The sequence below is a fragment of the Bellilinea caldifistulae genome (genome assembly GCF_001306055.1).
Lineage (GTDB): Bacteria > Chloroflexota > Anaerolineae > Anaerolineales > Anaerolineaceae > Bellilinea > Bellilinea caldifistulae.
The window spans coordinates 1-12,786 of record NZ_LGHJ01000026.1 but is presented as its reverse complement, the minus strand read 5'-3'; the positions used below and the strand labels follow the sequence as shown (position 1 = coordinate 12,786).

Sequence of the window (12,786 nt, the reverse complement as noted above, 5' to 3'; positions counted from 1 at the left end):
TGAGCATCAGAGAGGAAAGTACATTGGTGGCATCTCCAATGAAGGTCACATTAAAATCTTCCAGTTTTTTGCCGGCGGGAGCGTGTTCGATCATGGTCAGAACATCACAAACGACCTGAGTCGGATGGTTGTAGTCGGTCAGTCCGTTGATGACCGGCACGGTAGCGTATTTTGCCAGGCCGGTGATGGTCTCGTGCTTGAGAGTGCGTGCCATGATCGCATCGCACATACGGGAAAGCACCTGTGCCGTATCGCCGAGCGATTCGCGCACCCCCAGGTGAATTTCGCCGGGTTTGAGGTAGAGCGCATGACCGCCCAGTTCGGTCATGGCGACCTCGAAAGAAACCCGTGTGCGGGTGGACGGTTCTTCGAAAATCATCGCCAGTGTAGCATCCTGGAGTAATTTGGGGGTGCAGCCTTGTTTGTCGGCAGCTTTGATCAAACGGGTGAGTTCGATCAGTTCCAGGAGCTCTTCTTTACTGAAATCCTGAGTGTCGATAAAGTGTTTTAAGGTCATTGGGGTTCCTCCTTAGAAAAATTTTCGTATAGTCATTATATTCATCGGGTCATCCCTCAAAATCCTCGGGTTTGGGCAACCACTCGTCAATGTTGCGCAGTATGCGGGGGACCAGAGCGTAGCCCTTTACGCGAACACCGGGGATAGAAGGTAATACCTTACCCAAAAATTGGCGCATTTCAGCGTTGTCTTTGAAACGAGCCTCGATTGAAATGTCCTGTGTTCCCAGACCGTAAGCCAGGTAGGAGACTTCGTGCATTTTGAGTAATTGCTCGATGGCGGACTGTTCCTGATCAGAATCAACTTCGAGGAAAATATCCACCGTGTTGACATAACCAAAGGCGTGCGGATCAAGGATGGAGGTCAGGCGGACAGCGCCGGACTCTACCAATCGGTCAATCCGATTGCGAACGGTGCGTTCATTCGCCTTCAGGGCGCGGGCGATTTCCGATGCCGATTTGCGCGCATCTTTGCGTAATTCCAATATGATCTGGTAGTCCAGTAAATCGAACTGTGCTGATTTTGTCATGGGAATTTCCGAAACGGAAAAAATGTATTCCGAATAGGCAATACCCATTGTAGCAAAAAATCTTTCTCATTTCAACCCGTTTATGGCGATTATGGCAATTTGTCATCGAAAATCAGGATGCTCGTAATGCTTGCTCTTGAAGCCCAATAATCCTTCTGACCATTTCTTTATAAGAGCGAGGGGGCAGTTCACTTATCATCTGATCTTTTTACAAAACAAGGCTGAGATGGGAAGCCGGGTTTAACTATGATACAATTTTTTCCCGGATGACTCCATGAACGCTGAATTTTCCTTCCCCCATTTGTATTCTACTGACCGGCGCGGCCCGGTGCGCTGGATTTTATCCCACCTGAAATATCAATGGTGGCTGGTGATTGTTGCCGTGATTGGCGCATTGGGTAACGCCGGACTTGCCGGTGTTGTGCCAGTGATGATCGGCCAGGCGGTTAATCTGGTGAACGGGGGCAATTTTGATCGCAATCGCCTGCTGCAAATTGTCCTGATCATCGTGATTTCCCAGACAATTCGAGGTGTACTGCAATTTGCCCGTAACTTCGGTTTTGAAGTGATTGCTCAGAGGATTGAACGAAACATCCGGCAGGAATTATATGTGTCCCTTTTAGGAAAGAGCATGACCTTTCACAGCCTTCAACCGGTGGGAGACACCATGGCACGGGCAACTAACGATGTCCGTGAGGTTAACTTCTTATTTTCTCCCGGTGTCAATCTGGTGATTGGTTCGTTGATTTTTATCTTTGTTCCTATAGTGGTTGCTCCTCGTTATCATCCTTCCCTGGTTTTGGTACCACTTTTGTTTGTGGTGATCTATTTTATTCTATTGAGGTTCTACCTGAAAGAACTGGAACCGGTCACCGATGAAGTACGTTACTCATTCGGAATTCTCAACACCCGACTGAACGAAGCCCTGGATGGGATTGAGGTGGTCAAAGGAGCTGCCCAAGAACAGGGCGAGGTCATGCTTTTTGGTAAAAATGTGGATCGCTACCGCAAAGCTGCGATTAAGCAAGGAGATATTGAAGCCCGTTTTTTGCCGGCCTTACTGCTGGCTGTTGCCATGGGGGGTGGTCTTTTGCATGCCCTGATTCTTTTCAAACAGGGATTGATCAACACAGGTGATGTGGTTGCTTACTTTGGATTACTGGTCATGCTTTCTTTCCCGACTTTCGTTTCCATTTTTGCTTACTCGCGCATATCGTTGGGCCTGGCCGGTGCCCGGCGGATTTTGGAATTGATGAATCGAGAGAACAATCTCGACCAAAATGAAAACGGTCACCATGGCATAATGCAAGGGGATGTGGTGTTTGATCAAGTCAGTTTTGCTTATCAGAACAACGAAACTGTGTTGAAAGATGTTTCTTTCCATGTGCGTCCTGGACAAATTGTGGCAATTGTCGGGCAAACCGGAAGCGGTAAAACCACGCTGGTAAAGCTGATCAATCGGATTTACGATGTTACCAGTGGACGAGTGCTGGTGGATGGAGTTGATGTTCGGGATTGGAATCTGGAATCCTTAAGGCGGCAGATTTCAATCATTGAACAGGACATTTTCCTGTTTTCTCAAACCATTGCAGAAAATATTGCCTTCGGTAAACCGGGTGCTTCCATGGATGAAATTGTCAAGGCTGCCACCGCTGCACAGGCTGATGAGTTTATCCGGTCTTTTGATAAAGGATATGATACGGTCATCGGTGAGCGGGGTGTAACGCTATCGGGTGGCCAGCGCCAGCGATTGGCATTGGCGCGTGCCTTTTTGACCCAGCCCAGCATTTTGATACTGGATGATTCAACCAGCGCAATCGACTCGGCAACCGAGGACAAGATTCAACGCGCGATTTACACCGCCGCTCAAGGGCGAACCACCTTTATTATTACCCATCGTCTTTCTCAAATCCGTTGGGCAGATCTGATTTTGGTTTTACGCAAAGGCGAGCTGGTTGCTGTTGGCAGTCATGAAGAATTGATGAAAACCAGTGAAACATATCGGAATATCTTTCAGGAACTATAAAGGGCGATAGGAACCATTTGCTATGGGATTTTTTGCCGGATTAGATGCCGAAAAATACGACCGAAAATACAGTGATCGAGAGCTGGTCCGGCGTATTCTGGTCTATTTCCGCCCCCATTATCGTCGGCTGATACTGGTGGGATTGCTGGTTCTGGTGGTTTCCGGTTCGGGTGCATTGCTGCCCGTACTGGTTTCCAGAGGAATTGATTTTCTTAAGCAGGAATTGACAACGATCAATGTGCTGCTTGTCCCGTTTGCGGTCATGCTCACCGGAGTGATTGCCTGGCTGGCAAACTGGCAGGCACGCCGTCTGGTGGTACGTTCAGTGGCTGATGTCGTTGCTCGACTGGCCAATGAAGCCTTTGCTTCGGCAGCGGAGCACGATTTGTCTTTTTACGACCAGTTTTCCTCCGGACGAATTGCTTCCCGAATTACGAGCGATACACAGGACTTTGGTCAGCTGGTGGTTTTGACCACCGATCTGATTTCGCAGGTGGTCGAGTCGCTCATCCTTGCCATTGTACTGATAAACATTGAATGGCAATTGTCGCTAACTCTCTTTGCGGTAATCCCGATTGTGGTGCTTTTGGCGGCCAGTTTTCGTGGACTGGCGCGCAAAGTCACTCGAGCCGGAATGAGAGCCATGGCAAATGTCAATCAAACGATCAAAGAAACGGTATCTGGAATTGCTGTTGCCAAAAATTTTCGCCAAGAAGGTCGAATTTTTGAAATCTTTGACCAGTCTAACCGAATGTCCTATCAGGTTAATGTTCGTCGAGGGCTGGTCTTGTCTATGGTATTCCCGGTACTCAACACCGTTGGCGGCTGGATGACGGCCTTGCTGGTTTATGTTGGCGGGTTGAGCGCTGTTCAAGGGGCGGTAACCGTAGGGGCGTGGTATCTGTTTTTATTGAGCCTCGACCGTTTCATGTTCCCGGTCATGAATCTGTCTTCGTTCTGGACTCAAATCCAAAATGGTCTTTCGGCAGCCGAACGGGTTTTTGCGCTGATTGATGCTGACCCGAGCGTGGTTCAAATCGGCAATGTCAAAGCTCCGCCATTGAAGGGACAGATTGATTTCAAGCATGTATATTTCCGCTACAAAGACAATGAACCGGTTTTGGAGGATTTCAACCTGCACATTCGACCGGGTGAATCGGTGGCTCTGGTGGGTCACACGGGGGCAGGAAAATCCTCGGTGGTTAAATTGATTGCCCGGTTTTATGAATTCCAAGCAGGTGAAATCTTGATAGACCATTTGGACATCCGCAGTTTTGATTTGGGCAGTTACCGCTGTCAGCTGGGGATTGTTTCGCAGGTACCTTTTTTGTTTTCGGGTACCGTGTTGGAAAATATCCAGTATTCCTGCAAAGGCGCCAGTCCAAAAGAGATTGAACGCCTTGCCTATCAAATCGGCAATGGTGAGTGGCTGGAAGCCTTACCGGAGGGTTTGTTGACACAAGTGGGTGAGCGAGGAAGCCGCTTATCTATGGGGCAGCGACAATTGGTTTCTTTGATGCGGGTTTTGGTTCAAAAACCGGCAATTTTCGTGCTGGATGAGGCCACTGCCAGCATTGATCCTTTCACAGAAAGACAAATCCAACAAGCCCTATCAATGGTTCTGGCACAATCTACCAGCATCTTGATTGCCCACCGACTTTCGACGGTTAAATCTGCCGATCGAATCATCGTGCTTGACCACGGTAAAATCATCGAGCAAGGTACCCATCAGGAATTGATGTCAGCAGGGGGGCATTACGCTGAACTGTACAACACATATTTTCGGCATCAATCTTTAACATATATCGAGCAGGCAGGGAAACTAAAAGAAGAAATTAATGTTGAATGGAGAGGTTGAAATGATTGACCGTGTGATGACCATTTTCCATCGAATTGATCCAGTGATTACCGGTTTCATGGCGCGCTATTCGATCACTTTCTTGAGGATCAGCCTTGGGATCAATTTTTTCTGGTTTGGTGTGTTGAAGTTTTTTCCGGGCTTAAGTCCGGCTCAAGGCCTAGCCGCAAAAACGATTGAGGTTCTCTCGTTCGGATTGATTGGTAGTGAGATCTCAGTGCCATTACTGGCGTTATGGGAATGCCTGATCGGTTTGGGTTTAATCTCCGGAAAGTTTTTGCGAGCAACCTTACTGTTGCTCTTTCTACAAATGGCAGGTACACTGACGCCGCTGGTGTTATTCCCTGCAGAAACCTTTGTGCGTTTTCCGTACGCTCCGACGCTCGAAGGCCAGTACATCATCAAGAATCTAGTTTTGATTTCAGCGGGATTGGTGGTGGGGGCTACAGTGCGCGGTGGTCGTATTGTGGAAAAGTCCATCTGATCTAAAAATTCGCATAGCCATGAATAGACGAATTGTAGCTGCACTGGCTTTTCTCCTGTTGTTCTTGAGCGGCTGTACGGTTTTCCAGGCTGGTGACATAAAAATCATTGATGCGTGGGTCCAGGCTGCACTCCTGGCATATTCGGACAAGATGTCTGAGCATGCTTATCATATCCCAGTTGGCAGTGATACGCCTGTTTATTTTCAGGTTATTAATGAGGGGCAGGTCGAGGATGCATTGATAGGGGGTTTTAGCGAAATTTGTGAAGAGGTGGAAATTATCGGTTTTGAAGGTAAGGAAATTCGCCTACTGCCAGGAGAGAAAGTTGTGCTTTCTCCAAAAACCGGCTTATCGGTTCGATTGAGAAATCTTAATCAGGATGTGTTGCCGTCTCAGAAGATCAATATCACATTAATTTTTGAAAATCAGGGGCAAGTCGAATTGATTGTGCCGGTCAAATTGCCTCAAAACTAATCGTTTTTTTCTTCCTCTTCTAAAATTAACTCTAAAAATACCTCCACAATTTTTGGATCGAAATGTTTTCCAGCCTGTTCGCGTAAATAGGATATTACCTTGGTTTTTTCCCACGCCGGGCGATAGGGTCTATCTGATAATAAGGCATCCCAAACATCCACAACTGCAAAAATCCGGGCAGCCAACGGTATCTCCTCGCCTTTCAACCCTTGCGGATAACCGCTACCATCCCACTTTTCATGGTGGTAATATGGAATGTCAAGCGCCGGCCTCAGAAAGGGAATTCCGGAGAGGACATCATAGGCCATTTGAGGATGGCGACGCATAATTTCCCATTCTTCGGGCGTCAGGGGACCGGCCTTGTTCAGGATCGAATCAGGAATACCCATTTTGCCAATATCATGGAGTAGTATTCCCCGCCGGATATGCGGTAATTGCGTTTCATCAACTCCCAACCTCTTTGCCAGTGCGAGCGTGATTTGCGTAACTCGCTGGCTGTGGTTTTGGGTTTCGGCATCGCGAATTTCGAGAGCTTTTGCCCATCCCTGTAAGGTTGTATCGTAAGCGGTTTGCAATTCGTTGATGTGGTACTGGAGATCCGATAGTAATTGGCTGTCCTCAATTGCAATGGCGGCCTGACCGGCCAGCATTTCTAAAAAATTCATCCACTCAAAAGTTGGTCTGATTTCTGAACGTTTCCAAAGCTGGAGAATTCCCCAATCATTTTTTTTTTGTAGTTAGAGGAATTCCCATATAATCGGTAAATCCTTCCTTCCGAATAATTTGTCCAAATTCCCCATCCAGTGCGGATTGCAATTCCTGATTTTGAAGGTGCAAGAATTGATTGGGACTGCCCGTTATTCCCGGATAAGGTGAAGTCGGTAGTGGAAGAGTACCTGATCGAAATCCTCGAATTGCTGCAAGGTTGAAAAAATCGGTTTGCGGTTCTTTCAACCAGATGCTGGCTGCATCCACTTTTTGATGTTCGACAACAACTTCCAGTAAAACGCTCAAACGGTCTCCCAAATCTCTGCCGAGGGTGATGGTCAAGTCAATTTTGCGCAAGGCAGACAGGTAGTCCACGGTTTGCTGAGTCTTTTCCTGAAGAAGCATTCTTTGAAGAGCATTACCGATCAGCTCGCTCATGGAAGTAACAATCAGTTGATCCGTATCGGTAAAAGATTTGTTTCTTCCCAGCAGAAGTACTCCAATGGGATCCTCTCCGGAGATTAACGGTACGGCAGCTACAAATGGGTGATAATATTGCGGCTGGTCACGGAGATAATATGGATCGTTGGCTAAATTGTTTTGGAAATAAGGAGTTTTACTGCGTAAGGTGTAACCGGTTATACCCTGATCCTTTGTAAATTCGGCTCCGATCCACTCTTTTGCCTTACCGGTTCCAAAAACAAACCGGAATTTGTCGGCGTTTTCGGGTGATTTCAATGCAATGGCTGCTGTCTCTAACTCTAATATCAAGCCAATCGTATGAACAATGGTTTGAGCCATCTCTTCCGTGGTGTAAGCTTGCCGAATTTTTTCCGAAAGTTGTAGTAAAGCCGATTGGTAGCGTTCGTTTTTTCTTTGGATGGTAATGTCCTCAAACAAGGTTGCGAACTGGCCTTTGACGGGAGAAAACGCAAAAACCCGGTAATACCGATCCAATTCCTGCGAGTAATTTTCTATCAACACCGGTTCACCACTCCAGGCAACTTTTCCGTAGGTTTCTATCCAGTATGGTTCGGTATTCGGCAATACCTCAAGAACTGTTTTTCCCAGAATGGCATCCGCTGATAGTCCGGTCAACTTTTCAAAAGCCGGATTTACCGCAATAAAACGATAATCTACGGGTTTGTGGTGTTCATCAAAAATCATTTCATGAAGCGCAAAACCATTCAACATGGTTTCAAAAAGTTGGCGATAGCGTTGTTCGCTCATTTGCAGGGATTTTTTGTACTGTTCGATTTCGGTTACATCCCGCCATTTGGCAAACAAAGCCAAATCCCCCGCATAGGGGATTGCGGTCAAAGACACTTCGGCAAGAAATTGACTGCCGTCAAACCGCCGATGAAGCCATCGAAATTCAATAAACCCTGTTTTCAATGCCTCGTTCGTATAGAAATCGGCTTGATTAACCGAGAAATTACCATCCGGTTGAATTTCGGGTGAAAGATCTGCTAGCGATTTGCCAAGAATTTCCCGGCGTTCTGCGCGGAGTTGGTTGAGTGCCGCCTGATTGCAGTCAATAATGATTTGATTGAGTACCAAAAGACTTGGGTCATTGGATTTAAGAAAAAGACGTTGAAATTTTTCTTCGCTTTTCAATAGATCCAATTCCCGTTGTCTTCGTTCTCTGGCCATCATCAGGGTGGCATTCAGATAATACTCGTTGACTGGTTGAAGAAGAAAACCGTCAATCAACTTTCCTAAAGCATTGTGTGATTGGTTTTCAATCTGGTTGGGATCAAGGATTAATATCAGTAAGGCTTTGGATTTTCTTCTAAGGGATTGGAGTGATTCGAGCAACTGCCATGATGAAGGGGCTGGGGGATATAAAAAAATAAGAATTTCCTGATCGGTCAGGCAGCAAAATTCTAAAAGATGATCAAATGAGCGAGCAATTTGAATATCCACCCAACCCGATTTTTGGAGAAAATTTACCAATGTGTGGTTGAGAGATGAATCTGTGGAGGCAATAATGACTTTTGAGGGGAACATATATCGTATAATGTTTATTTATTATACACATTCAATCAAGTATAATATTACAAATTTGATTGTCTTTTCGTAAAAATCAAGTAAAAAAAGCCCCGCTGAGTTGCGGGACTTATCGTTTTGGCTATTTGCTTCCTAGCCGCTAAAGCTTTCGATATCTTTCCAGCCAGAAGTTACATAGGTAGTCAGCTCGCTGACACTCAAATCTTTAATGCCCAACTTTTCCAATGTTCTACCACGCCGCCAATAATCGGTGCGGTGAATGATGCAGGCCAGCCTGATCACGCTATTAATTCCATTGACTGAAACGCCGTAACGTTCTCCCAGTGATGCTATTGGTACGAGGCTCATCGGGACATCCTCAAAAATATAGCGGTGGTTAAGCGTAGCCGGGGCTTTAATTCCGTAATAGCCTGTCTGGTTGTGAATACGCTCGTGTAATGTTTCGCCTGTGACGTTGTAAGCCAATTCCAGCCATTCTAATGCCGTGCGGGCACGAATTCCTAAAGCAGAAGCCACCGTCACCCTTTCTCGATCCAGAATCTCCAGTACGCGGGCGACGGATGGGGTCACTCCATCAATGTAAAATTGAAAGTCCCCGTGGGTGGCTTCGATCCATCCGGCATTGAGGATGGTCAGAGCCGGATGAAAAATTGCCCCCATGTTATTCAACCCGGTGTGCAGTACATTAATGCCATCAATGTATTGCGGAAATGCGATACGGATTTGTTCAAGAACTAGAGGAGTCTTTACCGCGGGTAAAGCTGCCAGTGGAACGGCTTCCTTGATACGGAATATACGTGCCTGGGCAGGCCCGTCTGTGCGGCTGGCATAGATAAAGGTTTCTGCCTCTGCGACGTTGACCTCGACATTGCATCCGCTTCTGCGAAGAATGACATCAAATTCAATGGCACCCAGGGTTCTGCCCGGATGGAGAATGATGGTTTGCCCTTCTTTCAGGTGACAGGCCATTTTTTGGGCAATTTCCGCATGAGCAGAAGATGGCAAGACTACCATAATCACCTGTGCATCTTTGATGGCAGTTGCGATATCATCGGTAACCAGCCGAATTTTTCCGAAGCCTTTAGGCCCTCCTTCGTAACTTTCCAGATCAATTCCCCCACGCTTGGCAATGATCTCAACATGGGCATAGGTGCGGTTGTAAAGAGACACATCAAAACCCATTAAAGCCAAATGGGCAGCCATGGCTTTACCACCATTACCCGCACCAATTACTGCAAATCTCGAAATGTCAGTCATTGATTATCCCTCCCGTTTTAAAGAATTTTTCCAACCTCTGTGATTCTGATATGGGTGTGCCGTTTTCATCTACTGCGAGACATGCCCCGCCAATGATTCGGGTGCGAATTTTCCCTCTTCCAAAGCGATTGTTTTTCAGCTGGGGAGCATCCATGATGCCAGAGGTTACCGATGCAGCCAGAACGTTGGGGTCGGTAAAAGGATCTCGGTTCTCATCTGAGGACAGGTTTTGGATTGCTCGGAGGGTAATTTTTGCCTCCTGAATTAACTCCTCCTTTCTTCTCATCAAAAGAGGGTCGTAAATCATCGCCGGTTGACCTGCGAGGGCATTCTCGATTGCTCGACGAGCCATTTTTGCGGCTTCAATCACCTCATCAGCCGTGGCGGCATGGTCGGCCTCAGTATGACCGACGATGTGGACAATATCTGGTTTCAGGGCCATTTGTAAGTAAATGCTGGCAGAAAGATGAGCGCGGGCAGCTGCGGGATCCAGGGGGTAGGACAATAAACCGGTGCGAGTTTGAATCCAGATGCGAAAATCTGGACCGGCTAAAGGTTGGATCATCTCCAGAATGGCCAACATTTTAGCCAGATCCATTGCATCAGAAGTACCGGGAGGGCTGTTGAACATCATTTGGGCAATGTAATCCTTTACCCCAAAGGCTTTGGCATTGTAAGCCGAGAGAAAGGCTGAAACGACGAAAATGACATCCGGCGCATCCCGCATACCCCAGTGATGCGGTTCGTTCAACTCAACTGGAACATTTCTCGCTCCATACCATGCCATTACTTGCTGGTGCTCATGAATTGAGCCAGCCAAATCCCAAGGCCCGCGCCCATCCATTTGATTGAACCAGAACAAAGGAATAGCGCACCAGGCATTATGGATGGTATCCAGGTACAACTCTGCCAGTCGGATAAAGTCATCCGTGCCCGAGTAAGTTCGTAAAAGGGGAAAATTGCCGGTTCGAGACGCTTCATAGAGCATTCGATAATCCTCGGCAGTACGCACCGGAACGCCGCCGGCTCCCTTCCGGCGCGGATCTTGTCTTTCGGGATGAAAGAAATTTTCCTGAGCATCCTGATCAATACCAAGTGAGATTACATCCAAGATCCGGGCTTCGGCGATTTTCCGAATCCCTTCCCGGGTTTCTTCCAGGCTCGGTAGGCCGAAATGATGGCGCAGGAGAGGAAAGGGCGCTTTCCACAAACGCCTTTCAATAGTGGTTTGAGGAAACGACGATGATCCCGCTTGGGATGAGGCTTCCCCACGCAGGTAGGCTAAGGTATCCTCGGTCAATTCTGATCCGTCAAAAATTTGCTCGAAAAATCCCAGTTTTTGAGCACGCTCGGCAACCGGCGGTGTTCCAGCAAAAGCAAACCGGACCCCTTTTGATCGTAATTCGTCGGCCGCTTCAGCAAATTCCCCCAGCAATCTTTCGCCGGTTTCTGGGGTCAGGCGATATGAAACCCCAACCAGGTCGGCTTTTTCTCGTATTGCTGCTTGAATAAACTCTTTTACCGGAACCGCTGGGCCTAAGAAAACAGTCCGCCAGCCAGCCATCTCCGCCAACCTGAGGAAATTACTCACACCGGCAACATGGACACATTCTCCTAGTGCGCCGGCAACTACGGTTTTCATTATCACCTCCAGTTTATTGACGAAATTGAATCAAGAAGTTTCTGCTTTTCATCCACCGATAAAACATTCTCATAATGGGTGGGTGATGGCGAGTGATCCTTTACGCCAAATAAGCCAGTATTTTTATTATAACTGATTTTACGCGCCCCGATTTTGTAACAAATTCGCTCTAAATTCATCTAATCATTTGGTAACCCCATTTGATGGAGTAGAAATTCAATGGCTGAAACAAAAGGCAATCAACCCAAGGTAATCATTTTCACGGCACCAACCTGTACGTATTGCAACATGACCAAAAAATACCTGCGTGAAAAAGGCATTCGGTTTAAAGAAGTGGATGTCAGTCGTGATCCCGCTGCTGCAAAAGATATGGTGAGACGGTCTGGGCAAATGGGAGTGCCTGTGCTGGATATTGGCGGAAAAATTGTGATTGGTTTTGATCGTCCAAAAATAAACCAGTATTTAGGGATCAAATAACCACAGGAGGTAAAAAATGTCACAAATCAAAGTTCAACCGATGGGAGCCCGTATTTTGGTAAAACCGCTGGAACAGGAAAATAAAACCGCAACCGGTTTGTACATCCCTGAAACAGCCAAAGAGAAACCTCAAACCGGTGTGGTTGTGGCGGTTGGTGATGATGAGGAAATCAAGCTAAAGGTAAACGATAAGATTTTATTCGCCAAATATAGTGGGACAGAAATAAAACTGGGCAATGACGATTATCTCATCATGGAATGCAGCGATGTTCTAGCCAAAGTGCTGGATTAACAAATATCGGATGGCTGACTTGAAAACAACCGGTAAAGTGACCGGTTGTTTTTTTAGGGGGGATTTTTACCTGGAAAATCGGCCAGTTTACTTCCTGTCCAAAGTAACAGGTATGAAACTGGTATTTGAGCAGATTACAAAAACAAGAGGTTGATTGAAAATCATTTGGAATTAAACCGTAGTTTTTTAATTCCAAATCCATCCGTGTTCGGAGGTGAATCCCCAAAAACAATAACTTGAAAGAGATTTTGCCCTTTTTCCAACCTTACTTTGAAAGGAATAGAAGATGAAACGCTTGAACCTTGTTTGGGTGCTGCTGATTGCAGTATCACTGGTGATAAGTGCTTGTCAGCCAGCTGTCGAGACCATTGAAGTTGAAAAAGAAGTTGTCAAAACGGAAGTGGTTGAAAAGGTTGTTGAAGTTGAAAAACAGCCTACAGAAGAACAGTCCTTTTCCACTCCGCATCCAATTCTATCTGATGTGCGAGTGCGGCAAGCCATGGCTTACTGC

12 protein-coding genes and 1 pseudogene are annotated in these 12,786 nt (G+C 46.7%); 7 read left to right on the top strand and 6 right to left on the bottom strand.

Translation table 11 applies throughout. The annotated features are described in order from the left end of the window. On the bottom strand, nucleotides 1-517 hold a 517-nt coding region (locus AC812_RS16350), incomplete at its 3' end, for a Rossmann-fold NAD(P)-binding domain-containing protein (protein ID WP_487246463.1). 49 nt (nucleotides 518-566) lie between these two features. Next, nucleotides 567-1,046, bottom strand: coding sequence for an Lrp/AsnC family transcriptional regulator (locus AC812_RS16345; RefSeq protein WP_169787333.1), 480 nt, complete (start codon nucleotides 1,044-1,046; stop codon nucleotides 567-569). 274 nt (nucleotides 1,047-1,320) lie between these two features. Here AC812_RS16345 and AC812_RS16340 point away from each other — a divergent pair, with 274 nt between their 5' ends. The 4 genes from AC812_RS16340 (at nucleotide 1,321) to AC812_RS16325 (ending at nucleotide 5,889) form a co-directional block, all read left to right on the top strand. Then, nucleotides 1,321-3,072, top strand: a complete 1,752-nt coding sequence (locus AC812_RS16340) for an ABC transporter ATP-binding protein (protein ID WP_061916628.1) — start codon at nucleotides 1,321-1,323, stop codon at nucleotides 3,070-3,072. A 22-nt stretch (nucleotides 3,073-3,094) separates the two neighbouring features. Next, on the top strand, nucleotides 3,095-4,930 hold the full coding sequence (locus tag AC812_RS16335; protein WP_061916625.1) for an ABC transporter ATP-binding protein: 1,836 nt from the start codon (nucleotides 3,095-3,097) through the stop codon (nucleotides 4,928-4,930). Further along, entirely contained in the window at nucleotides 4,911-5,414 is a 504-nt protein-coding gene (locus AC812_RS16330) for a DoxX family membrane protein (RefSeq protein ID WP_061916622.1), read from the top strand. Before AC812_RS16335 ends, AC812_RS16330 begins: the two co-directional genes overlap by 20 nt. Nucleotides 5,415-5,478: 64 nt before the next feature. Beyond that, nucleotides 5,479-5,889: a copper chaperone PCu(A)C gene (locus AC812_RS16325; RefSeq protein ID WP_169787332.1), complete on the top strand. Its 411-nt coding sequence runs from the start codon at nucleotides 5,479-5,481 to the stop codon at nucleotides 5,887-5,889. On the opposite strand, the gene AC812_RS16320 is transcribed toward AC812_RS16325, so the two are convergent. The 4 genes from AC812_RS16320 to AC812_RS16305 all read right to left on the bottom strand — a co-directional run bounded on the left by AC812_RS16320 (nucleotide 5,886) and on the right by AC812_RS16305 (nucleotide 11,506). Next, the gene (locus AC812_RS16320) at nucleotides 5,886-6,554 is read right to left on the bottom strand and encodes an HD-GYP domain-containing protein (protein WP_082149084.1); all 669 of its coding nucleotides are present in this window, start codon (nucleotides 6,552-6,554) and stop codon (nucleotides 5,886-5,888) included. The genes AC812_RS16325 and AC812_RS16320 overlap by 4 nt on opposite strands. A 55-nt stretch (nucleotides 6,555-6,609) precedes the next feature. Further along, entirely contained in the window at nucleotides 6,610-8,607 is a 1,998-nt protein-coding gene (locus tag AC812_RS16315; RefSeq protein WP_061916616.1) for a PAS domain S-box protein, read from the bottom strand. Nucleotides 8,608-8,739: 132 nt separating this feature from the next. After that, a complete protein-coding gene (locus AC812_RS16310; protein ID WP_061916613.1) occupies nucleotides 8,740-9,864 on the bottom strand; it encodes an NAD/NADP-dependent octopine/nopaline dehydrogenase family protein in 1,125 nt (374 codons plus the stop codon). Next, a complete protein-coding gene (locus AC812_RS16305; protein WP_172460296.1) occupies nucleotides 9,857-11,506 on the bottom strand; it encodes a cobalamin B12-binding domain-containing protein in 1,650 nt (549 codons plus the stop codon). The genes AC812_RS16310 and AC812_RS16305 overlap by 8 nt, the downstream gene beginning before the upstream one ends. Nucleotides 11,507-11,725: 219 nt before the next feature. On the opposite strand from AC812_RS16305, the gene AC812_RS16300 reads away from it, so the two are divergent. The 3 genes and pseudogenes from AC812_RS16300 to AC812_RS16290 all read left to right on the top strand — a co-directional run. Then, nucleotides 11,726-11,983 (top strand): glutaredoxin family protein, encoded by a 258-nt coding sequence (locus AC812_RS16300; RefSeq protein ID WP_061916609.1) that lies wholly within the window; start codon nucleotides 11,726-11,728, stop codon nucleotides 11,981-11,983. A 25-nt stretch (nucleotides 11,984-12,008) separates the two neighbouring features. Continuing rightward, nucleotides 12,009-12,275, top strand: coding sequence for a co-chaperone GroES (locus AC812_RS16295; protein ID WP_172460309.1), 267 nt, complete (start codon nucleotides 12,009-12,011; stop codon nucleotides 12,273-12,275). Between the two features lie 286 nt (nucleotides 12,276-12,561). After that, a pseudogene (locus AC812_RS16290) lies at nucleotides 12,562-12,786 on the top strand (ABC transporter substrate-binding protein); the annotation flags it as partial.

Coding starts and splice junctions, on each gene's coding strand:
- AC812_RS16315 (WP_061916616.1), bottom strand. CDS start 8,607: ATGTTCCCCTCAAAAGTCATTATTGCCTCCACAGATTCATCTCTCAAC.
- AC812_RS16320 (WP_082149084.1), bottom strand. CDS start 6,554: ATGAATTTTTTAGAAATGCTGGCCGGTCAGGCCGCCATTGCAATTGAG.
- AC812_RS16300 (WP_061916609.1), top strand. CDS start 11,726: ATGGCTGAAACAAAAGGCAATCAACCCAAGGTAATCATTTTCACGGCA.
- AC812_RS16330 (WP_061916622.1), top strand. CDS start 4,911: ATGTTGAATGGAGAGGTTGAAATGATTGACCGTGTGATGACCATTTTC.
- AC812_RS16335 (WP_061916625.1), top strand. CDS start 3,095: ATGGGATTTTTTGCCGGATTAGATGCCGAAAAATACGACCGAAAATAC.
- AC812_RS16340 (WP_061916628.1), top strand. CDS start 1,321: ATGAACGCTGAATTTTCCTTCCCCCATTTGTATTCTACTGACCGGCGC.
- AC812_RS16310 (WP_061916613.1), bottom strand. CDS start 9,864: ATGACTGACATTTCGAGATTTGCAGTAATTGGTGCGGGTAATGGTGGT.
- AC812_RS16305 (WP_172460296.1), bottom strand. CDS start 11,506: ATGAAAACCGTAGTTGCCGGCGCACTAGGAGAATGTGTCCATGTTGCC.
- AC812_RS16345 (WP_169787333.1), bottom strand. CDS start 1,046: ATGACAAAATCAGCACAGTTCGATTTACTGGACTACCAGATCATATTG.